This window comes from Streptomyces sp. NPDC005374 (assembly GCF_042872225.1).
Taxonomy (GTDB): domain Bacteria; phylum Actinomycetota; class Actinomycetes; order Streptomycetales; family Streptomycetaceae; genus Streptomyces.
The window spans coordinates 1-20,236 of sequence record NZ_JBIAKA010000032.1; the positions used below are offsets into that span (position 1 = coordinate 1).

At 67.1% G+C, this 20,236-nt stretch carries 20 protein-coding genes and 4 pseudogenes; 10 read left to right on the forward strand and 14 right to left on the reverse strand.

The window, feature by feature from the left end:
• Positions 1-99: 99 nt before the first annotated feature.
• Positions 100-840, forward strand: a complete 741-nt coding sequence (locus ACFYRX_RS45460; RefSeq protein ID WP_389113213.1) for an IS30 family transposase — start codon at positions 100-102, stop codon at positions 838-840.
• Here ACFYRX_RS45460 and ACFYRX_RS45465 read toward each other — a convergent pair.
• Positions 770-949: pseudogene (locus tag ACFYRX_RS45465) on the reverse strand (transposase); the annotation flags it as partial. The gene ACFYRX_RS45460 and the pseudogene ACFYRX_RS45465 sit on opposite strands and share 71 nt — an antisense overlap.
• A 202-nt stretch (positions 950-1,151) precedes the next feature.
• Here ACFYRX_RS45465 and ACFYRX_RS45470 point away from each other — a divergent pair.
• The gene (locus tag ACFYRX_RS45470) at positions 1,152-2,594 is read left to right on the forward strand and encodes a hypothetical protein (protein ID WP_389113158.1); all 1,443 of its coding nucleotides are present in this window, start codon (positions 1,152-1,154) and stop codon (positions 2,592-2,594) included.
• Between the two features lie 965 nt (positions 2,595-3,559).
• On the opposite strand, the gene ACFYRX_RS45475 is transcribed toward ACFYRX_RS45470, so the two are convergent.
• Both ACFYRX_RS45475 and ACFYRX_RS45480 read right to left on the reverse strand, forming a co-directional pair.
• Positions 3,560-3,979: a hypothetical protein gene (locus ACFYRX_RS45475; RefSeq protein WP_389113160.1), complete on the reverse strand. Its 420-nt coding sequence runs from the start codon at positions 3,977-3,979 to the stop codon at positions 3,560-3,562.
• Between the two features lie 107 nt (positions 3,980-4,086).
• Positions 4,087-4,803 carry a TetR/AcrR family transcriptional regulator gene (locus ACFYRX_RS45480; RefSeq protein WP_389113162.1) on the reverse strand — a complete coding sequence of 239 codons (717 nt, stop codon included), beginning with the start codon at positions 4,801-4,803 and terminating at the stop codon, positions 4,087-4,089.
• 124 nt (positions 4,804-4,927) lie between these two features.
• On the opposite strand from ACFYRX_RS45480, the gene ACFYRX_RS45485 reads away from it, so the two are divergent.
• Positions 4,928-5,635 (forward strand): NAD(P)-dependent oxidoreductase, encoded by a 708-nt coding sequence (locus ACFYRX_RS45485; RefSeq protein ID WP_389113164.1) that lies wholly within the window; start codon positions 4,928-4,930, stop codon positions 5,633-5,635.
• Positions 5,636-5,795: 160 nt separating this feature from the next.
• Here ACFYRX_RS45485 and ACFYRX_RS45490 read toward each other — a convergent pair whose 3' ends face one another.
• Positions 5,796-7,412, reverse strand: coding sequence for an ISL3 family transposase (locus tag ACFYRX_RS45490; protein ID WP_389113166.1), 1,617 nt, complete (start codon positions 7,410-7,412; stop codon positions 5,796-5,798).
• Here ACFYRX_RS45490 and ACFYRX_RS45495 point away from each other — a divergent pair.
• Positions 7,304-7,801: a transposase gene (locus ACFYRX_RS45495; RefSeq protein ID WP_389113167.1), complete on the forward strand. Its 498-nt coding sequence runs from the start codon at positions 7,304-7,306 to the stop codon at positions 7,799-7,801. The two genes, ACFYRX_RS45490 and ACFYRX_RS45495, sit on opposite strands and share 109 nt — an antisense overlap.
• On the opposite strand, the gene ACFYRX_RS45500 is transcribed toward ACFYRX_RS45495, so the two are convergent.
• The 6 genes from ACFYRX_RS45500 to ACFYRX_RS45525 form a co-directional block, all read right to left on the reverse strand.
• Positions 7,794-8,282, reverse strand: coding sequence for a hypothetical protein (locus ACFYRX_RS45500; RefSeq protein ID WP_389113169.1), 489 nt, complete (start codon positions 8,280-8,282; stop codon positions 7,794-7,796). The two genes, ACFYRX_RS45495 and ACFYRX_RS45500, sit on opposite strands and share 8 nt — an antisense overlap.
• Positions 8,283-8,306: 24 nt before the next feature.
• Positions 8,307-8,801: a transposase gene (locus tag ACFYRX_RS45505; RefSeq protein WP_389113171.1), complete on the reverse strand. Its 495-nt coding sequence runs from the start codon at positions 8,799-8,801 to the stop codon at positions 8,307-8,309.
• Between the two features lie 82 nt (positions 8,802-8,883).
• Positions 8,884-9,486 carry a hypothetical protein gene (locus tag ACFYRX_RS45510; protein ID WP_389113173.1) on the reverse strand — a complete coding sequence of 201 codons (603 nt, stop codon included), beginning with the start codon at positions 9,484-9,486 and terminating at the stop codon, positions 8,884-8,886.
• Positions 9,487-9,570: 84 nt separating this feature from the next.
• Positions 9,571-10,470 carry a hypothetical protein gene (locus ACFYRX_RS45515; RefSeq protein ID WP_389113174.1) on the reverse strand — a complete coding sequence of 300 codons (900 nt, stop codon included), beginning with the start codon at positions 10,468-10,470 and terminating at the stop codon, positions 9,571-9,573.
• Between the two features lie 204 nt (positions 10,471-10,674).
• Positions 10,675-10,968 (reverse strand): DUF3761 domain-containing protein, encoded by a 294-nt coding sequence (locus ACFYRX_RS45520; RefSeq protein WP_389113176.1) that lies wholly within the window; start codon positions 10,966-10,968, stop codon positions 10,675-10,677.
• 147 nt (positions 10,969-11,115) lie between these two features.
• Complete coding sequence (locus ACFYRX_RS45525) at positions 11,116-12,123, reverse strand: hypothetical protein (protein ID WP_389113177.1); 1,008 nt, start codon at positions 12,121-12,123, stop codon at positions 11,116-11,118.
• Positions 12,124-12,217: 94 nt separating this feature from the next.
• Here ACFYRX_RS45525 and ACFYRX_RS45530 point away from each other — a divergent pair.
• The 4 genes and pseudogenes from ACFYRX_RS45530 to ACFYRX_RS45545 form a co-directional block, all read left to right on the forward strand.
• A pseudogene (locus tag ACFYRX_RS45530) lies at positions 12,218-12,496 on the forward strand (hypothetical protein); the annotation flags it as partial.
• On the forward strand, positions 12,385-12,636 hold the full coding sequence (locus tag ACFYRX_RS45535; protein WP_389113215.1) for a hypothetical protein: 252 nt from the start codon (positions 12,385-12,387) through the stop codon (positions 12,634-12,636). The pseudogene ACFYRX_RS45530 and the gene ACFYRX_RS45535, both read left to right, overlap by 112 nt.
• A 142-nt stretch (positions 12,637-12,778) precedes the next feature.
• Positions 12,779-13,639 (forward strand): alpha/beta fold hydrolase, encoded by an 861-nt coding sequence (locus ACFYRX_RS45540; RefSeq protein ID WP_389113217.1) that lies wholly within the window; start codon positions 12,779-12,781, stop codon positions 13,637-13,639.
• Positions 13,640-13,990: 351 nt separating this feature from the next.
• The gene (locus ACFYRX_RS45545; RefSeq protein WP_389113179.1) at positions 13,991-15,070 is read left to right on the forward strand and encodes a TRAP transporter substrate-binding protein; all 1,080 of its coding nucleotides are present in this window, start codon (positions 13,991-13,993) and stop codon (positions 15,068-15,070) included.
• A gap of 259 nt (positions 15,071-15,329) precedes the next feature.
• Here the strand turns inward: ACFYRX_RS45545 and ACFYRX_RS45550 are convergent.
• Positions 15,330-15,476, reverse strand: a pseudogene (locus tag ACFYRX_RS45550) (transposase); the annotation flags it as partial.
• 351 nt (positions 15,477-15,827) lie between these two features.
• On the opposite strand from ACFYRX_RS45550, the gene ACFYRX_RS45555 reads away from it, so the two are divergent.
• Complete coding sequence (locus ACFYRX_RS45555) at positions 15,828-16,949, forward strand: IS630 family transposase (RefSeq protein ID WP_389113180.1); 1,122 nt, start codon at positions 15,828-15,830, stop codon at positions 16,947-16,949.
• A gap of 28 nt (positions 16,950-16,977) precedes the next feature.
• Here the strand turns inward: ACFYRX_RS45555 and ACFYRX_RS45560 are convergent, their stop codons facing one another.
• From ACFYRX_RS45560 to ACFYRX_RS45570, 3 genes are all read right to left on the reverse strand, one after another.
• Positions 16,978-17,619: a hypothetical protein gene (locus ACFYRX_RS45560; RefSeq protein ID WP_389113182.1), complete on the reverse strand. Its 642-nt coding sequence runs from the start codon at positions 17,617-17,619 to the stop codon at positions 16,978-16,980.
• Between the two features lie 81 nt (positions 17,620-17,700).
• Positions 17,701-18,267 carry a transposase gene (locus tag ACFYRX_RS45565; protein WP_389113218.1) on the reverse strand — a complete coding sequence of 189 codons (567 nt, stop codon included), beginning with the start codon at positions 18,265-18,267 and terminating at the stop codon, positions 17,701-17,703.
• Positions 18,264-18,746 carry a winged helix-turn-helix domain-containing protein gene (locus ACFYRX_RS45570; protein WP_389113183.1) on the reverse strand — a complete coding sequence of 161 codons (483 nt, stop codon included), beginning with the start codon at positions 18,744-18,746 and terminating at the stop codon, positions 18,264-18,266. Before ACFYRX_RS45570 ends, ACFYRX_RS45565 begins: the two co-directional genes overlap by 4 nt.
• A gap of 676 nt (positions 18,747-19,422) precedes the next feature.
• Between ACFYRX_RS45570 and ACFYRX_RS45575 the strand changes: the two are divergent.
• Positions 19,423-20,181 (forward strand): annotated as a pseudogene (locus tag ACFYRX_RS45575) (diguanylate cyclase domain-containing protein); the annotation flags it as partial.
• Positions 20,182-20,236 lie beyond the last annotated feature (55 nt).

Consider the following 20,236-nt stretch of genomic DNA (forward strand, 5'->3'; position numbering starts at 1 on the left):
AGATGACCTGTCACCGTTCACCCAGAAATCCAGGTCCAGAGCCGATGTTCCACGTCATGAGCTTCCAGACCTCGCGCCAAAACCGGGAAGGCACAGTGCCTGCTCGCCGCCAGGCCGGCGCTCAGGAAGACGGTCCTGACCCTGCTCTGCGAGGAGTGGTCACCCGAGCAGATAGTGGGCCACCTCCGTCGTTATCACGGCAATGACCCGGCGATGGAGATCAGCCACGAGACGATCTACCGGTCGGTCTACACCACCCGGTGGAAAGTGATCCCCCGCGAGGTCTGCAAACGCCTTCGCACCGGCCGCCCGATCCGGAAGAACAAGCGACACACGGTGAAGGGGCAATGGCGCTCGCAGATCACCGATGCCCGGCCGATCGGGGAGCGCCCCCAGGCCGCGGAGGACCGCAGCGAGCCCGGGCACCTGGAAGGCGATCTGGTGATCGGCTCGAACAACAGCCAGGTCGCCACACTGGTCGACCGCAAGACGCGGTTCCTCACGGTCGTGAAACTTGCCAGCCGCCACACCAACGTGGTCGTTCCAGCTCTGGCCGAGACATACATGCGCATGGACTCCCGACTACGCGGCACGCTGACCTGGGATCGCGGCATGGAACTGGCAGCCCACAAGCGTCTCAGCACTGACACCGGCATCGACGTGTTCTTCGCAGCCCCGCGCAGCCCCTGGCGATCGTCTTTGCCTGCTCGGCGGTCAGCTTCCGCAGCCGCCTCAGTTCCACGTCCCGGTCGTCGGCGGCCCGTACCGCGCCGGGTTTTGATCCGTTGTCCTGGGCGGCGTGGGCCTTCTTCACCCAGCCCCGCAGGGACTCCGAGCTGATCCCCAACTCGCGGGCGACCGCAGTCACCGTCCGGCCCGACGACCGCACGAGCTCGATCGCGTCGCGCTTGTACTCGTCCGAGTACCAATTCGTGTACTTGCTTCCCACCTGGCACTGCTTCCTCTGGAACCTCAGATCCCAGTCTCCAGGTGTCCTGAATCAAGGGGAAGCTTCACTGACCGACACAGGTCTTCCTCTGCCCGTAGCTCCGACCAGGTCGGAGCACTTTCCGCCTCTGGTCAGGAGACGCCACCTGCCCGGGTATGCGCAGGCCGGGGCGTTGTCAGTGGCGGTGTGCAGGATGATTGGCATGACGACACCCGCTGCACAGATCATGGATGATGCCGCGCCCGCTGCGGTACAGGCAGCACTGGACGCTGACCCGGACGCCGTGCAGGACCACCTGGAGACGTTGGAGAAAGGAGTGGGGCGTGTCGCGAAGCGGCTGGCCTCTGCCGCAGCGCGTCTTCGCGGCCACTCAGGAAGAGGCTTCCGCATAGGCTCCCTTGCTGGAGGTCAGAAATTTCAGACCTTCCAGCTCGCGAACCACTTTTGCGGGCCGAAATCACGAAAGGGCCTGAGACTCCGGCGTGACGGGGTCCCAGACTCGGAGCAACTCCGTGTGCGTGCTGCATCGAAGGCGAACAGACTGATGGCCATGTCCCCGCCGCAGGTGCCGCCAACTGAGTCCGAGCCCCCTCCCGCGCGCTCACCCCTGTCAACGTTCGTGGAGAAGGCGGCTTACGTCGCGGCGCCGGGGACCGTCGCCTTCGCTCTGCTCTACTACTTCGGCAGCCTTTACATCAGGGAGTACTACTCCGCCCTCGGCGTGGTGCCCGAGGATCTCGGGATGTCCGTCCAGAACGTCGTGGCCAGCAGCACGAAAGCGATCTTCCTGCCCCTCTGTCTCCTGCTGGCCAGCGGGCTGATCGTGTTCGTGGTGTTCGGCTGGCTGGGACGGGCTTTGGCCGGACCGGAGCATGAGGTTCACCGTCGGACGGCGATCGTGTTGCTGTTTGCCGTCGGCGTGGCCATGATGCTCATGGGCCTCGCGACCCTGTTCTCAGGCTTGGTGGCCCTTTTCGCTCCGGGCGTGCCGCGCACGTTCATGCCGGCCCTGATGGTGGCCGTGGGGTCCACGCTGGCCGTCTGCGCTGTCCATCTGCGGCTGAGCCAGAGTCCGGACACTCGAGTCCGGCAGCCCGCCGGCGACCGTGAGTGGCTGGCGGTCGGCACGCTGCTCATTGGGATGCTGACGGTGAGCTTGTTCTTCGACATGGCACAGTACTCGGCAGTCGTCGGCCGCAGCGATGCGCGGCTGGACGCGAGGAGAGGGTACGAGGACACTCCGTTCGTGGTGATCCATTCACGTGTGATCGTCCCCCACCACGCGAAGGGCATCAGGTTCAAGGACAACGGCAGGGCGGGCGGGCCGTACCGGTATGAGTACCGGGGGTTCCGCCTCCTCATGAAGTCACCGACCCGCTTCTACCTGGTCTCTTATGTCTCGCGCTGGAAAGACCGCCGGGTGGTGGTGCTGTCCGACGACCGTACCGTCTGGCTGGAGATCCGCAGCTCCAATAGGAACGTCGGCGCTACGTCACCGGCGCTGGCGTCTCGTCTTCAAACGGTGTCGCCGGCTCGTCGGTCGTCGGCTCGTCGGTCGTGGGCTCGTCGGTCGTGGGCTCCAGAGTGGTCGAGTCCGTGCCCGAGGTCGGGGCCTCGGTCGCTTCACCGAACACAGCGGCGGTAATGGTGGAGCCGTCGTCCAGCGTGAGCGCCAAGTCACCGGTGTACGACCCCGATCGCGTCGGTGTGTACCGGAAGATCAGCACGCAGCCGTCCGGCGGGATCGCCCCCAGGCACGGGTTGATAATCTCAGCCTCTTGCCCTTCGAACGTGCCTTTGACGTCCTGCAGGCCCGACGGTAGCCCCTGTGCCGACGGCTTGATGTCCACCTCGCCCTGGGTCGGCTCGCCCACCTGAGTCGGCGGAAGCTCGACGTCCGACGCGGAGGCCTCCTCGGCGTCGCTGCCCAGGAAGATCTCGCCGTCGGTCTCCTCGTCCGAGGTGACCTCGTTCTCCTCCGAGGTCGGCGTTCCGTTCTCCTCGGTCTCGGAGGGTCCGGCAGGCGTCGACCCGCCGTCTCCCCCACCCCCGCAAGCCGCCGTCAACGCCAGCACGATCAGCGCCACTGCTACGACACCACGCCGGAAAATCACTGAAGTCATGGTGTCGGCGCCTCCGCTTCCACTCGGCCGGGTCCGGCACAACCTCGCACACCGACCGGTGGAATGCACGGTCAGCCGTTGCTGACACGGAGCGATCACTCGAACGACAGCCCCGAACGACACCAAAGGGCAGACACCACAGGATGACTTCACTTTGAGTTAGCTCGGCCGATCAGGGCCCTCCGTTGCCGCGGAGGGCCCCTTTATGGGGAGGTGGCCTGTCCTCGACGCGGACCGCATCCAGCGAGGCTGGCTGCTCCTCCGGAGACACCTCCGAATCCGGGAGCGGCGAAGGTCAGCCGCTTATCCAGCCGTGCCCCCTATGCAGCGCCTCGGTCTCGAGGACCGCTCACACATCGTTGGTCGGGGCGACATTCCAGTTCGGCGCGAGCGTCTGCTTCGCCGGGACGTTGGACACCTCAAGAGCGGAGCCAACTCCTGCGGGCTGCGAGTGAACACACCCGGATCGCAACCTCTGTTGGCCTTCTCAACCCGCCATCAGGTTTCCTGGGCAGCGGTTGAGGCGCTCGCGGGCGACCTCTCCCTGAGAATCGAGAGGTAGTGCGAGGGTGAACCGGTAGCAGGCCTTCTCTGCGTCCGTGTGGGGGTAGGCCACCACAATGCGGATGGCTGTGCTGTCTCGTTCCACGCTCCAGCGGTCGTCTCCCGCTGCCTGCTCGATCTCCTTGTTGCTGAGGCTGCCGTCTTTGACGGCTTCCTGAAGGCGGTACTGGGTAAGGCCAGCCTTCTTGGCAAGGAGCTCATCGTCGGGGGGCGCCGGGCGATCGAAAAATCCCTGCACTGCCAGCGAAATAGCCACGCCAGCTCCGGCGATGACCATAAGGGCGGCCGCGACAATGCACCCGGCCGTAGCCGGCCGGGTGCGCTTGAGTGATGCCTCGGTCACGTCATGATCCGTGAAAGTACCCAGCCAGGTACACGCGAACGTACCCAGGGCGCCGTACCTCCGCGGCCGGAGCCAGGCTGGCTTTCGGCCTGCGTGTTGGGAGTCGTTCAGCTTTGGTGAGGGATGCCTAGTCCGCGTAGGAGCTGGGCCAGTTCCTCGTGGAAGAGCTTTTCTGGGCTGACGGTCTGGTTGCGCATGTGACCGTAGACCTCCAGCGACACCAGGCCGTGCAGGTGTCCCCAGATGCGCAACGCGAGGGCGACGGCCGCGGGCGGCAGTTCCGGGAATGCCGGGCGAACCTTGTCGAGAAGCCCGGCATCGAAGTCGGACCATTCGAACTCGCTGCCTTCGTAGAAGCGTTTGGCGCGGGGCCAGGCAACTGCCGCGAGTGCGGTGAGTCCTGTGCAGACGCGGCGTGCGGCATCCGGTGCGGCGCCTTGCTCGGGAGCGCGGTAGCCGGGAACGGGGTCACCGTAGATGAGCCGGAAGCCCTCGGGGTTGGCCAGGGCCCAGTTCCGGAAGGCGCTGGCCCATGCCCTGATCCGGGCGGCGGGATCCGGGGTGGGGGCAGATTCCCAAGCCGAGTCCACGGCGTCGGCCAGGGCGGTGTACACGTCGTTGATGAGCGTGGTGACCAGGTCGTCGCGGGTGGCGAAGTAGCCGTAGATGGCGTTGGCGGTCATGCCCATCTCGCGGGCGATGGCCCGCAGTGTGATGGCGTCGGGTCCGCCTGAGGCCATCAGCTCCAGTGCCACGCTCTTGATTTCGGCCGTCGTCTCGGCGCGCAGCCGCTCACGTCTTCCCCTGCTCGCTGTACCGGTCACGAGGACACTCTACAGCGTCACCTCATTTTGTGGCCGTATGGAAACTTCACGGCGTATAGTCGCTCGCTGGGGCGTCACGGCGGTCGCTGACGCACCCGCTTCCGCGTGAACGAAGGGGAGAACCATGCGTATCGGAGTCATCGGAGCTACGGGAACCATCGGCAGCCAGGTCGTCGCCGAGGCCCTGGACCGAGGGCACCTCGTCCAGGCATTCAGCCGCGATGCTTCCCTGGTCAAAAGCAACGAGCGCCGGGACGGCGTCAACTGGGCGAGCGTCGACGTCCTGGACCCGGCGAGCATCGCGGCAGCACTCCCGGGTCTCGACGTGCTGATCAGCGGCTTCCAGCCCGGCAACGCCGCCCATGACATCGCGGACACCCTGCGGCGTTCGATCGCCGATCCCACGGTCTACGCCACCGCGGCGCGAGCCCTGCTGAAGGCGCTGGAGAGCCACCCCAGAACCCGGCTCATTGTGATCGGCGGCGCGGGCAGCCTGGAAGTCGAACCGGGGGTAGTACGCGCCGACTCCGATGAGCTCCTGCACGCCACACTCGACCACGTCGGGCTGCCTCGCGAATATGCGGCAGCAGTGCGCGGCCACCGAGACGCCCTGAACGTTCTGCGCACCTCCAACCGCTTGTGGACCTACTTCAGCCCGGCCGAGGACATCGCCCCCGGCGAGCGCACCGGTCGCTTCCGGATCGGCAGTGACCAGCCCGTCGTGGACGCCAACGGCCGCAGCCGCATTTCGGTGGAAGACGCTGCTGTTGCCCTGATCGACGAGGCGGAGCTGCCGCGCTTCGTCCAACGCCGCTTCACGATCGGCTACTGATGCCCGCAGCTGGTATTCGCCACGAGGGAACGCTTGCATTTCCTCGTGGTGTACCACCATGGCCGGCCTCAGCACAGCGAAAGCACCCAGAGGCTGGTCACGTATGGCCGTACCTGCCTGGGCACGTTCAGGGCTCTGGCAAGATTTTCGTAGGCGGAGATCATCTGGGGGCCGTGGTCGGCTGGTCCGCGTAACGGCGGCGGAGATGGGCGATCAGGACAACGCGGTGGCGGAGGAGTGGGACGCCGGCACGTCCTGCCATCAGGCGCTTCTGGAGCTTGATGTCGGTGATGCGGCCCTCGTTGACGCCGGAGCTGTAGGTGGTGTTGATCCCCTGGGCGACGGCGTGCTGGTCTTCGCGCAGGGCTCCGGCGATACCGGCAAAGGGCGCCAGTCCGCTGCGGGAGAGCTCGTCGAGCCAGGACGGCAGGGGTGCCGCGTCGCGGTTGTCGAGCATGGTGGCGAACTGGCGGACCAGGTCGTGGGTGCGTTTGAGTTCCGGGCAGTGCTCGAGGAGGCGGTGCAGGCGGTGGGCGACGTGTAGGCCGCGGCGGTCCGGGTGGGTGGCGATCCAGCGGGCGGTCTCGCGTGGGGACGGCGGTCGTGCGCGGGGCTGGTCCAGCGGCAGCCCGCGTCCCAGGGGCGCGAGGGCCATCTTCACGCGCTGGTAGTGCCCGAGGTAGCCCTTGCTGCGGAGTTCCTCGTGGAGGACCATCGCATTGTGTTCGCCCTCGTCCCAGCGTTGTTGCAGGTAGTCGCGGTAGGGATCCAGGGTGGAGGGCTTGCGGGGCGGGCGGCGCATGACCTCCTGCCAGGTGCGGGCTCGGGCATACTTGCGCACGGTTTTGCGGTCCAGGCCGAGCTCGCGGGCCACGGCGCTGTGGCTCCGACCAGATCCGGTCAGGGCGTGCACGGCCTCGAACAGCCTCCCGGCGTGCTGCCCGGCTCGTGTGTCCGCCGCGGCGTCCCCGGTGGCTGGATCGGCCTCTTCGGCCGGCGGGAGGGCTGCGGGCAGACAACCCCGGTGGGCGGAAGCGATGTCCTGAACGCGACGTGACAGCCCCTGCCACAGGTGGAAGCGGTCGCTGACCTGCACGGCATCAGGGGCGCCGGCGGTGATGCCCTGCCGGTATGTCAGCGAACCGTCGCGGCAGACGATCTCGACGCCGGGATGCTCACGAAGCCAGCGGCTGAGCTGCTCGGCGTCCCGTCCCTCCCAGAGCGTGAGGGGCAGACGGGTGGTGGCATCGACCAGGAGAGTTCCGTAAGTGCCGCCGTAGAGAGCGAAGTCGTCCACGCCCAGCACCCGTGGAATGACAAGGGCCGGCAGTGGCATCCGCATCAGCTGCGACAGGACGGTGCACCGCGAGAGCGTGACGTTCAGGACCCGCAGCATTCGTGCTCCGCCCCGGCCCGCCAGTAGCACCCCTGCTGCCTCGACCACCCGCTGCAGTAGTGGTGTGCGCCGTTGATAACGGACAGTCAGACCCGGCACTTGCTCGGCGAACGTCACCTTTTCGCAAGTGGTGTTCTCGCAGTACAGACGGCACACGCTCAGCTCGACCAGCACGGCACGGTCGCCCAGCGACGTATCCCCGAGCCGTCTGACGTATCGGCTGTGACACCACCCGCTCGGTGTCCCGCAGCCCGTACACGGCGCGGGAGCAAGTGACCGCGTACGCGCACGGACAACCACCACAGGTCCAGAGCCGTCGACCGAGAGAACCGACACGCCCGCCAAGTGCGGTAACAGATAGGGCAGTTCAACAGAGCACACCCAAAGGCTGCCCGTTACGCGGACCAGCCGACCACGGCCCCCAGATGATCTCCGCCTACGAAAATCTTGCCAGAGCCATGTTCACGTGTACGCCGACACTTGCCGCCTACGCAGGTCTCGCTCCCGCGACCCGCAACTCAGGCTCCTCGATCCGCGGCGAACAGCCTTCCCGCAGAGGAAACAAGCAGCTCAAGCGAGCCTTCTTCCTCTCCGCGTTCGCCGCCCTGGGCGACCCGGCATCGCGCACCTACTACGACAAGAAGATCGCGCAGGGCAAGCACCACACCCAAGCCCTGCTCTGCCTCGCCAGACGGCGAGCCGACGTGCTCTTCGCGATGCTCCGCGACGGCACCTTCTACGAACCCCGGACAACCGCCACGGTCATCTGACCCGCAGTTTCGCCAACAGATCCACTTGATCACTCTCGACATCGAACCTGAGGAGCGGATGGCTGGGAGCGCCGCCCTCGCAATACATCACCACCGGCTTGCCCAACCGCCGCCCGATCACGGTGAGGAAGCCGCAGAGCACGTCGAGTCGCTCCTGGCCCTGGAGTTCCCGCAGATCAACATCGAAGTCGATCTCCTCCACCGAGTAGAAACGGAAGATCGCCAATACATCGGCAGTCGGCCAGACCCGCAGTTCCGCGCACTCCGCGCCAGCAGGGCGAGACAGCACCGCCTCCGCGCGAGGCACCGACAACACCGTCTCGCCTTCGGAGTACTGGCACATCCAGCCGCTCACCCCGACGAGATCGAGGACCGCCTGCCAGTCCTCCACCGAGGTCTCGGGAACAAGCACGTCCGGCAACGACCCCATCAGATCAGGGTCGAAGAAGCTCTTGACGTCATCCCACAACAGACCAGACACCCCGCCATCCTGCCCGCATCACCCTCACAACGCAGACCGATTTCCTTGACCAAACTCATAGGGGCACCCCCCGGCCTTGAGCAGACTGGCCTCCCTCAGCCGGTCCAGCATCACCTGCAGCAGCCGGTCGGCGGCGCCGTCCTGTTCGGCCAGCCGGGTCCTGAACTCGCACAGGACCGAGTGATCGAACCCCGGATCCCCCAGCTCAAGCCCCAAGGCGTACTTCCAGTCGATCCTGGTGCGGACCGCGTCCGCCGCCGCCCGGTCGGACAGGTTCTCCGCGAACTGGAGCACCGACACCAGCGCCAGCCGCCCCGGCGACAATCCCGGCCTGCCGTCATCCGAGTACAGACCGGCGAACTCCTCGTCCTCGAACAGGACATCCAGCCGGTCCCGGATGAGCATGGCCGGGGTGCCCTTCGGACACGCCGCCCGCGCCGTTTGCACCGTCCGTACCGGGATTCGCTGGTGACTCTCCGGCCGCAGCGACACCGCGACCACCTCCACCGCCGATGCCACCCCGCACGCTCCCAGCCAAGCACCTCACACAGCCAGCCGTCAGCGGCTTACCAACATCACCAACAGAGGCACAGCATTGGCTCTAGTCCCCCAGGTTTTCTGGTGGCACGGTCGCTGTCACCGCTGCGGGTAGCCGACCATTCAGGATTTCCTGACGTGGCAGTGACAGCCCGAAGTGCTGCTGCAGGGCGGTCAGAGTCGCTCGCAACGAGTCGAACTCCTCGCTCACATCATCATCGAGGAGTCCGGCTTCTTCGAACGCCGGGAGCAGGAACGCCATGCCCTCGTCTGGGGTGTCGCCGATGTCGAAGCGACCAACCGTTTGGCCGTCGCGGTAGTACCAGCACTCTCTGGGCGGGTCGTCCGGCTTCGGGGTCAGGTGCACGACTTCGATGCCGCCTGCGGAGACGTCGGGGTGAGCCCACCAAGCCTTGGAGTGCCAGCCCTGCTCCACCGCATATGACCAGCCCGCGCATTCACCGAAGCGGGCCACGCGGGCTGATTCGCGGTCGTTGAACGTCAGCCGCTCGGCCTCGGCGAAGGTGATCGGGTCGAGCACTTCTCCGGGCCGGGCGCCCAGTCGGACAACGAGGTCACGGGGGCTGACGCCGCGTGCGAAGGTGACAAACAGGATGGAAGCGTCTCCGCGCCAGGCGTCGCTCAGCCACGTGATGCCGTCGCTCAATGTCTTCTCCTGGTTTTAGGGGTACGACTGGGGCGGGATGGCGTGGCCGTCCCGCCCCAGTCTGCGTCGTGGTCTACCAGCCGGTCATGGCTTCGGAACGGTGCACGACACAGTCACCTTGGACGCGTCACAGTGCGCGAACTCGGGGAAGGCCACCCCGTACTCGTCCTTGTCCAGCAGACGGTACTTCGACGCCGAGGAGAACGTTCCGGAGAAGGGCTGCATCGACTGAGTGTTCTGGTAATTCGACATTGACGAGCGTCCGCAGACTTCCTTCCACGTCGGAGCCGCTGTGCGGATGTCGTCGTACAGCCTCCAGTCGCCCGTTGCGATGCGGGACGCGTAGGTCTGCACGCAGTCGTTGCCGGTGTCGACTTCGTTCATGCCGCCCAGGGAGGCGGGCATACCGCCCGAGTTGTAGGAGGCGGCGTAGGCGAACTCATCGCAGCTGGCGGTGTCGCTCGTGTCGATGGGGGTGGTGTCGGGGTTGCCGTACGTCTTGGCCCAGCCATCCGGGCAGATGATCTTCCGGTTCAGGTCCGAATCCCGCACGGACGCAGGCAGGTACTTGATCGGCCTGCCTGCTGCCTTGGAGCCGGGGTGGTTGGGAAGCTTCGACTGGATCAGCCAGGCGTGCGCGACGGCGGCGGGCGTCTTGGCGAAGTTCATCACCCAGGTCGGCTTGTAGGCCGAGAACACGCAGCCGGGGCTGGTGGCAGAGGCGACGACATCGCAGCGGATATCGAAGTCCGGGATGGAGTTGCCCAGCCACTGCGGGTCGTTGTCGATCTCCCCGGCGCCGTCGTTGACGGTCCCGGCGATGGTCCAGTCCAGCTGGAGACTGGTGATCTTGGTGGCGGTGCCGCCGGTCCACTCGTGGTTGAAGGTGGCGTACGCGGCGTGGAGGTCACCCTTTGGTTGCCACGTATTGGAGCCCTCCCACACCGGAGCGGCGGTGGTGCACTCCGGGGAGCGAGGGGACATCAGGCGACGGTCCAGCCGGGGTTGTCGAGCGTCTCGATCGTCACGCCCCATCCGGGTTCCAGCGCCGTCGCATTACGAGGAGTTCTGCAGTCAGTCGGGACGTGCGCGGATTCGGACACGAGCGGAATGCGAAGCGAACCGCGCGTGGACGGACGAACCCGGTGCACCTGACCTGCAACGGACCAGACGACGCCAGCTGTGGGGCTACTTGAACCAGTACCGGACGCCGTGGTGGTGAGAGCAGGTTCCCTGTGAGTGCCCCGAGTACGACACGCTTGCGTCCTTGCACTTCGCCGTCTCGTACTTGTCCTTCGGCCTCTGGTGGTGAGTCCAGCCACACGAGCCTGTGGTGTGGTGAATGCAGTGGTGCGCGGTGTTGGTGGACGGCAGCGTCGCAGCCGAGGCCATTGGCGCGCTGAACAAGACGCCGGCGAGGGCAACAGCAACGGCGGAAGCAGCAAATCGTGGGCGCAAAGGAATTCCCCCTGGGTGGAGCAAGTGCAGCGAATCTTACCGCTGATTCTGTGACTTACCGGGCGGTACTGGGCGCGGTCGGCGTACTTCCGCCCACGGGCACAATGGCACCGGAAAGGCCGACGTCAGGGTGGCGGACACCTCTCAAGGCCGTCAGCACAGGAGCAGAGCTTATGAAGCGCTGCGGAAGACGGCGGCCGGGCCGATCACTCCGGGTCCGAACTTGTCCCGGACGCGGTCGACGGCTGCTTCGGCCACCAGTCGTGCCTCGCGGGCTTCATCGAGGCTGATCTGCGTGGTGACCTGGCCGGCGCCGATGAGGTCCTCGCCCCGCAGGGCAAGGGCGGTCAGCCGTCCGCGCTGCAGGCCGGCGGCGTCGAGGAGCCTGTAGGCGAGGGTGCGCAGGTCGTCCTCGTGCGCGGACGGCTCCGTGAGGCGGCGGGTCTTGTCCCAGCTGCCGGTGCCGGCGAAGGACAGGGTGAGGGTGAGCGCGCGGGCCGCCTGGTCGCGGGAGCGCAGCTGCCGTCCGAGCCGGACCACCAGATCGAGCAGGGCGGCGCGGACTTCGGCGCCGTCCAGGGTGTGGCGGGGAAAAGAGCAGCGGACGGTTGCTGAGGCGGGCAGCGCGCGGGGCACGACGGGACGGGGGTCGATGCCGCGGGCCCGGTCGGCGGCGAGCCGTCCGGCGCGGCCTCCGAGCAGGCGCTGCACGGTCGCCGGGGACACGGCGGCGAGCAGGCCGACATGGTGGATGCCGTAGTCGCGCAGCATGGTGGCCTGGCGGGGGCCGATGCCGTGCAGGGCCTCCACCGGCAGTCCGCCCAGCCAGTCGGCGACCTGCTCGGGGGCGACCGCCAGGACCCCGCCCGGCCCGGGGATCTGCGTGGAAGCGGTGGCCGCGGCCGTGATCGAGGGGCCGATGCCGACGCGGACGTCGACTCCGAGGCGGGACAGGGTGCGTACCCGCAGGATTTCGCCCAGGCGGCGCGCGTCGACGCCGTAGTACGGCAGCGCACCGCGCAGTTCCACCAGGGCCGCGGTGGGCGGCAGGGCCTGCACGACCGGCCAGAGCTCCGCGAGCTGCTCCAGGACCTGCCGGTAGACCTCCTGCTCCAGCCGGTCCGGGCAGCGCACATGCATCACCGTCGCACCCTGGCGTGCCGGCACGTCCGCAGTCATCACACCCACCTCCCAAACCCACGTTATCGAACAAGAAATCGAACACGCGAGGGCGCGAAGGTGGATCATGAGCATAGAATCAAAAATGTGTTCGATGCTCTGCCGCCCGATCTGGACCGCCTGCACACCCTGCGGGTGTGGCACGCCCTGTGGATCAGACGCATCGACGCGAAGATCGAGGCCCTGCAGCGCCACCGGGCCGAAGAAGAACACAGCCGCCGGACCCGGCCCGCACCGCCGGAGTGGATCGTCGAACTCGGCATCGGCACCGGCCGACCACCCGTCCAGGTCCACACCGGTAACTGCCACATGGCCGGCAAGCGCCGCCGCCCCATCCGACCGCAGCGAAGCCCGCCGCCTCCTGGCCGCAGGCCTGGAAGCCTGCACCCACTGCCGCCCGGACACCCAGCTCCACATCATCGGCTTAGCCACCCTCGCCGGGCGGGCACGCCCGGCGGCGAGCGCGGCCGCCTCCTGACCGTCGCACCGCCGCAGCCCCGGTCCTACGTGTGACGGAGCACGACAGTTTGCGAGTGGAGCTCGACAGCTTGCGAACGTGTGGCCAGTGACTGCGCTCTCGTAGGGAAGGTGGAGCTTGCTCTTTAACCTTTGGCGGAGCCTCAGGGACACCGGTAGGTTCTCCGCGGTGACCTTGATGGAGACGCAGGGCCTCTCGTCGATGAGCGACGGGGCGCAGTTACGTTGGATGGCGCTGGGGGACACGACTCGGCGGCTGGCCGTGGTCATGCTCCATGGCGGTCCGGGTCTGCCGGACTATCTGGGCGATGTCGCCCCCATGGTCGCGGACCTCGCGCCTGTGTACCGGTACGACCAGCGGGGCACGGGTCAATCCCCGTGGCGGGGGCGCCATTCCTTCGCCCGGCATGTCGACGATCTCGTCGAGTTGCTCGACGCATGGGGCGTGCCCAGAGCTGTGCTGATCGGGCACTCCTACGGTACTGACCTGGCGAGCCGGTTCTGCCTGACGCATCCTGACCGGGTTGCCGCGATGCTGCTGATGTGCGGGCCGTTCGTCGGTGACTGGCGTACCGGGGACCGGGCGGAGCGCGAACGTCGCATGTCCGCAGCGCAGTTGGAGCGGCTCCACGCATTGGAGGAGTTGCCGCACCGCACGGAGGAGCAGGAAGTCGAGCTGCTCACGCTGGCCTGGTTCACCGATCACGCCGATCCCGAACAGGGGTGGCACTGGGCCGCGCAGGGTGCCCGGCGGCGTCGCCCCGTCAACTGGGCTATGAACAGCGAGCTTGGCAAGGCAGGGCGCGCAAACCCGCTCGATGAGCATCTTGCCGAGCTGCGCGCATGCTTGCCCGCGCGGGCGGAGCTTCTCGGTGGGGCCGACGACCCCCGCCCAGTGTCTGCTCTTGAATCACTCGCGCTCAGGCTCGATCTTCCGCTGACGCGCGTCGAAGACGCTGGGCACGAGCCCTGGTTGGAGCAGCCCAACACCGTGCGTGCGCACCTTCGGCGATTCGTGCAAGGCACGGTGGGCTCATAGGGCTTCGACCGGATTGCCGGCCAGCCTCATCCCACGCTATCGGGGCCTTCCCGACGGCAAGCCGAACTGGGGACCTGTAGGCCGGGCGGCACTCGATCGTGTTCTTCAGGACTGGCGCTCATCCCCATCCCGGCCGTGATCCTGCTCGCTTCCGCGGTCAAGCTGGCCGTGACAGCTGAACCGTTCCGTCGACGGCGAGCAATTTCGAATACTGATGTCACGCGCCATACGGATGCGTGGGAAGCCTCCGGTCCGTACCGTCGAAGCAGGCGGACTGTACGTCCTGCGCGTGCGCTACGCCTGCCCACCTCTCAGGCTGTGAGCGGCCCATCGAGAAGGAAGCGTGAGGCCATGCGTTCCCGACCTACGACAGTAGGTGCCGCACTGAGCGCGGCCTTTGGGCTGGTGCTGCTCGCCAGCGGCTGCTCCAGCACAGCGAGCGGCGAGCAACCCGCCAAGAACACGCAGGGCAGCGGCACGGATAAGCCCGTCGTACTGTCCCTGGCGACACCGATGGGCGCGAGTGACGAATTCGACGCCTTCCTGCAGAACGTGAGGAAACTGTCCCACGGCTCGATCCAGATCTCCGTCGAGTTCGACGCCCACCATCAGGAGGGGCCGGACTTCGAGGAGCAACTCCTCAATGACCTGCAGGCCGGACGAGTCGATCTGGCCGCCCTCGGCAGTCGGGTCTTCGACATCCGTCGGGCTCCTGCCCTGGGCGCCCTGACCGCGCCCCTGCTCATCAACAGCTTCGACGCCGAGGAGAAAGTCCTCAGCGCACCGGTCGCCCAACGCATGATCCGCGAGGTCGACGGCGGTGGCCTCACCGGCGTGGGCCTGCTCCCGGGCAGCCTGCGCCGCCCCTTCGGCGCCGGGACACCGCTGCTCGGTCCACAGGACTACAAGGGACGCACGATCGGCATCCAGGAGTCCAAAGTCGCCGACTCCACCATGCGCACCCTCGGAGCGAAACCGGAATGGTTCGGCGCAAGCAGCTCGGTGGCCGGTCTCGATGGGTTCGAGCAACAGATCGGATCTGTCAACGGGAGCCGTTACGACGAAGCGGGGATGATCGGCACCGCCAACGTCGTTCTGTGGCCCCGCCCGATCGTCCTGGTCGCCAACACCAAGGCCATCGAGCGGCTCAACGAGGACCAGCGCAAACTACTGCAGAAGGCGGCGCGGCAGGCAGTGCACAGCGCCGGCGCCAACTTGCGCGAACAGGAGAACAAGGACCTGAAGGGCCTCTGCGCTCGGGGCCAGAAGTTCGCCGCCGCGAGCCCCGCCCAACTGACCGCACTGCGCAAAGCGGTTCAGCCGGTGTACGACCGCCTCTCCCGCGACCGCCGGACCAAGGAATACCTCGACACCGTCACGGCCACGGTACGGGAGGTTCCCACTGAGCCATCCGTGTCCTGCAAAGGCTGACGCCTACGACGAAAAGACCTCGACCTCACCAAGTCCCGCCTCCGCCCGATCAAGTCACAAACCGACCAGACCGTCATCCCGACAGGTGTTGACCACCCTGCCCTGACCGCCAGGTTGCACCACGCCGACCGGCCGAGAGGCTCACCGCAAGTGCGTCCCCGAGAGGCTCACCGAAAGTGCGTCACAGAGCGCGGCACACGGCGCGCACGGGAAGGGTGCAGCCCATCCCTGCTCTTGCCGGAAACCTCATCCGGCCTGGTCACGCAGCATGCTGGTACTCGTCGAGGAGGCCGCCGAGTCGGTCGGCTCGAGGTATGTCGAGGCGAGCGATTTCGTCCGGATCGGTGATCGGTTCGCGGAGCGGTTGCAACGGGCGGGCGTTCGCCATGCCCTGGTGCGGCCGATGCGCGGTCAAGGAGCACGGCATCCCGCCCACACCCGAACGCCAGGACACGACCTGGGCCGCCTTCCCGCGCGGCCAGACGGATGCGCTGCCGGCCTGCGACGTCCTCGAGACCCCTACCCTGACCGGTGCGCGTGACCACGACTCGAACTACACCCAAGGCCGCCACCGTGATCACGATGACGACCGTTTCGTCGCTGCTCTGAAGCACCTACTGAACTCCTCGGGTTGTTGTCGGCTGCCGGGTGAGGGTCAGTCTGGTGCCGGCTAGTGCTCTGACCACATTGGTTCGCCGGGTTGGTGGTCGGGGCGGTTGGATGTGCGGTGACGTCCGATCCGAGTGCTGGGGGTGCGGTGGCTGAGCCTGTCCGCGTGCGCCGGTTGACCGACCAGGAAGGGCAGAAACTGCAGCAGATCGTGCGCCGGGGCAGCACTAGTTCGGTGCGTTTCCGACGCGCGATGATGCTGCTGGCATCGGCCGGCGGGAACCGGGTCCCGGTGATCGCCCAGCTGGTGCAGGCCGACGAGGACACCGTCCGGGATGTGATCCACCGGTTCAACGAGATCGGCCTGGCCTGTCTGGACCCTCGGTGGGCGGGAGGCCGTCCCCGCCTGCTCAGTCCTGACGACGAGGACTTCGTCGTCCAGACGGCCACCACCCGCCCGACCAAGCTCGGCCAGCCCTTCACCCGCTGGTCCATCCGCAAACTGCTGGCCCACCTGCGGAAAGTCCATGGGCGGGTCATCCGCATCAGCCGCGAGGCGTTACGCCGTCTGCTCGCCCGCCGCGGCATCACCTTCCAGCGCACCAAGACGTGGAAGGAGTCCCCGGACCCCGACCGCGAGGCAAAGCTGGACCGGATCGAGGAAGTCCTGGACCGCTTCCCGGACCGGGTCTTCGCTTTCGACGAGTTCGGCCCGCTCGGCATCCGCCCCACCGGCGGTGCGGGCTGGGCCCCCGCCAGTCACCCCGAGCGGCACCCGGCGACCTACCACCGCACGCACGGCGTCAGGTACTTCCACGGCTGCTATTCGGTCGGCGACGACACGCTCTGGGGCGTCAACCGCCGCAAGAAGAGCGCCGCGAACACGCTGGCCGCGCTCAGATCGGTCCGGGCCGCCCGACCGGACGGCGCCCCCATCTACGTCATCCTGGACAACCTGTCCGCCCATAAGGGCGAGATGATCCGCCGCTGGGCGAAGAAGAACCGCGTCGAGCTGTGCTTCACGCCGACGTACGCCTCCTGGGCCAACCCAATCGAGGCGCACTTCGGGCCGCTGCGGCAGTTCACTATCGCCAACTCCAACCACCGCAACCACACCGTGCAGACCCGGGCCCTGCACGCCTATCTGCGCTGGCGCAACGCAAATGCCCGTCACCCTGACGTGCTGGCCGCCCAGCGCCGCGAGCGCGCTCGCATCCGCAGCGAGAAGGGCATCCGTTGGGGCGGACGTCCCCTCGCCGATGCCGCTTGACCGGCCCGGCGACCTTGCCCGGCGGGTCCTAGCAGTAGCCGTCCACCCTGGCGCCGGCTGGAGCGAGGTTGGGCCAGGGATGCCCTGCTCTGTCGGAGGCAGCGGACCGCAGAAGGTCAAGGAGGGTGCACCCCGGGTAGCCCTGAAAACTCGTGTAGGTGCCCCGGTAGTAGCAGCTCCAGTAGCTCACGACCCGCCGTTGAGTGCGCGCGAAGAATGCAGGGTTGTCCACGAGGAACTGCCCGTAAGCGAGGTGGCCGCGGGTGCCGGGCGTGGTGAGATCACGGAGCTCATTGCAGATGACGACCAGGATCTCCAAGACGTACTCGCCAACCAGCTGCACGACGAAGGGGACGACCCATGGGTCCGTGGAACCAACTATCTTCTCCAGGTGGCGCTGTCTGACCATGCCGTCGCAGTGCCTTGAGTACAGGCAGTGCAGAAGCTGTTGTTGGCGCGACGAAAGCGACGCTACCGCGTCAGTTGGCGGCTCGTCGTTGTAGAGGCGCTCGGGGATCAAAACCTGCTGGCCCTCGACAGCGACCGAGAACGAGGCATGTGGCTGGAGCCGAGAATCAGGCATCACCGCCAGGACTGCCTCGGCATCGCTTGCAAGCTCGGCTGGGAACGCCGTGATCAACGGATTGCTGCGGTCGGAAAGCGGCTGCACGAGCCGAGCATAGGCGGATGCCTCGGCCAGGTAGCTGGCATTAATGGCCCCACACCCGCCCAACCCGGCGAAGGTATGCGGTCAGAGCACTAGGCACCCATCGATCAGGTCGGGCCGGAGCTGGATATGACGTAAGCCCCGTCGAAGAGTGCGCTCGAGATGCTCGTCGTCGGTGAAGGCAACGTTGGCCAGCGGGCCGCGCCGTAACAGCGACCAGACGCCCTCGACTGGATTCAAGTCGGGTGCGTAAGAGGGTAGTTGCACAATGGTGAGCCAGTCGTGTGCGGCAGCGTACTCACGCATCCCGGCGGCCCGGTGAGTGTTGAGGTTGTCCCACACCAGAACTATGGGGGCGCCCAGCTGAATGTGGGCACGCACGACCAGGTCGCGGTAGTCGCTCCATGCGAAGGTGTCGCGTCCCTTGCCCCGGTGCTTGCGGTGGCGGCGTGGCCGGTAGATCAGCCGGGAGGGTTCGCCCGGCCGGTAGCAGCACATCGCGGCGATCGACCAGCGGCGCCAGGAGCGTCCCCGGACCCGCACCACCGGCGTGTGCCCGCGCCGGCTCCAAGTACGGGCGGTCGGGGGTGTCATCGAGAACCCGGCTTCGTCCTCGAAGACGACGAACGCTCCCAGCGCCGCCGCAGTCATTCCACCTGCGGCCACACGTCCTTCTTCCACAACGCGACCGCACGCTCGTCGCGTTCCAGCGCACGGCGGGCCGGGCTCTGCCAGGACCAGCCGTGCCGGTGCAGCAGCCGCCCCACCGCAGCCATCGAGCAGTCGATCTGGAATCTGACGGCGATCACGGCTTGGATCCGCGCCATGGTCCACCGCTGGTCCTCCCAGCCGTGCTCGGCGGGTCCCAGGGCCAACGCCTTCTCCAGCTCGGCGAACTGGCCGTCGGACAGCTTGGGCAGTTTCGCCGGCCCGGTCGAGGCCAGGGCATCCATCCCGCCCTCCCGCCAGGCACGCCGCCAGCGTTCCACCGACCGCGCGCTCACCCGCAGATCTTTCGCGATCACCGCGGTTCTCTCACCGCGCGCAAACCGTTCGCCGGCCTCATACCGGACCCGCTCGCGAAACCGCCGCCCCTTCGCGGTCAGCCCACCACCCTGCGCGTACCGCATACAACCGGCCTACCGCAGGGATCAGCCCCCGACAACAACCCGACGAGATCAGTAACGTCGGTGCTCCTCTTCCGCGACGAGGGCAACACCTGGCTGTGACCACTGCCTGGTGTGTCCCGCTGGAACTGTGGGTCTCACAGGTTGTGACTGAGCGCGGGAGTTGGTCGGTCTGGCCAACTCCCGCGCTCAGATCTCGCTACGTCCTCAGCACTCACGCAGCCCAGGGGCCGGATCCTGCCCCGTTTTCACGGAGACGGCAGGGACATTGCCCCATGCACCATTGTCGAGCTGCGTCCAGTACCAGATGTCGTTCCCGCCCGGGTGCGGGTCGCCGTGGCCCCAGCACGCGAACCAGTTGAACCCGGGGGTGAGCGTGCCACGCGTTGCCGAACGGTAGGAGCGGTCCGCGTATCCCTTCCTCCCACGGAGTTGCCGCAGTAGAGCCTGCCGTCGGAGCGGACCCCACACTCTGCGGCATGGGCGGCAGAAATAGGCATAGAGAGCGCGAACAGGGCAGCCGCGGCGATGGTGCCCAGCGTGGTGGTCATTCGTCGAGTGATCATGATCGGCTTAACGGGCGCGGTCAGAGCGAGGTAACGCCCGACTGTCCGGCCTACCCAGCGTGGTTGGGCGACAGGCCGTGCACTGGCACCCGCCGCGGCGGCGAAGGTGTTGCGTGCATCCCGGGCGAGGCCACATAAGCACCCTGCTGCGCACCGCCGCGGAAGGCGGACGCGCCGAGGTCCGCCTCGGACGGCGCGACGGCACGTACGTCTGGGTGTCCCTGCGTAACTCGGTTGTCGCCGACGCCGTCGACGGGCCACGCTTCCTGCTCACCCACGTCGAAGACATAGAGGACCGAAAACTCCGTGAACTCCAGTTGCTGCATCAAGTCAGCCATGACGCACTCACGGGGCTGCCCAACATCACCGAACTACGCGCCCGTCTCAATTCCAGACTGTGCGACGACCCGCGCAGACCTCCTGGCGCAAGTCCTGACACGGCACACCAACACATCCAGGCGCCCGAGAGCGCTCCCCATGACGCCAAGGGCCTTGCCGTCCTCGTCTGCGACCTCGAAGGCTTCAAGAGGATCAACGACATCCTCGGGCACCAAGCGGGGGACGCCGTGCTGGTCGAAGTCGCGAGGCGCCTGAGCAGTGCAGCACGGAATGGCGACACGGTCTCCCGGATTGGCGACGACGAGTTCGCCGTGCTCGCCGACAACGTCAACCAGGCCGCCGCGCAGGACCTCGCCACACGGCTGCACAACGCCATCGTCCAGCCGACCCAGGTCAACGGCCGTGAGCTGATCATCAGCGCCAGCTTCGGCATCACCTGGGCACGCTGCGGCATGACGGCCCACCAGGTGATGGAATACGCCGACGCAAACATGCACTTCAAGAGGCGGTCTCCACCGTCAGGCGGTGAGTGACGCCGTTGCCTGACCACCCGATCTCGACGCCGGGCACAGCGACGGCCACAAGAAC

Excerpts from the sequence above, each read along its gene's own strand:
- ACFYRX_RS45525 (WP_389113177.1), bottom strand. The coding sequence starts at position 12,123 with ATGACTGCGGACGTGCCGGCACGCCAGGGTGCGACGGTGATGCATGTG.
- ACFYRX_RS45470 (WP_389113158.1), top strand. The coding sequence starts at position 1,152 with ATGACGACACCCGCTGCACAGATCATGGATGATGCCGCGCCCGCTGCG.
- ACFYRX_RS45515 (WP_389113174.1), bottom strand. The coding sequence starts at position 10,470 with ATGTCCCCTCGCTCCCCGGAGTGCACCACCGCCGCTCCGGTGTGGGAG.
- ACFYRX_RS45565 (WP_389113218.1), bottom strand. The coding sequence starts at position 18,267 with ATGACTGCGGCGGCGCTGGGAGCGTTCGTCGTCTTCGAGGACGAAGCC.
- ACFYRX_RS45540 (WP_389113217.1), top strand. The coding sequence starts at position 12,779 with ATGGAGACGCAGGGCCTCTCGTCGATGAGCGACGGGGCGCAGTTACGT.
- ACFYRX_RS45545 (WP_389113179.1), top strand. The coding sequence starts at position 13,991 with ATGCGTTCCCGACCTACGACAGTAGGTGCCGCACTGAGCGCGGCCTTT.
- ACFYRX_RS45570 (WP_389113183.1), bottom strand. The coding sequence starts at position 18,746 with ATGCGGTACGCGCAGGGTGGTGGGCTGACCGCGAAGGGGCGGCGGTTT.
- ACFYRX_RS45485 (WP_389113164.1), top strand. The coding sequence starts at position 4,928 with ATGCGTATCGGAGTCATCGGAGCTACGGGAACCATCGGCAGCCAGGTC.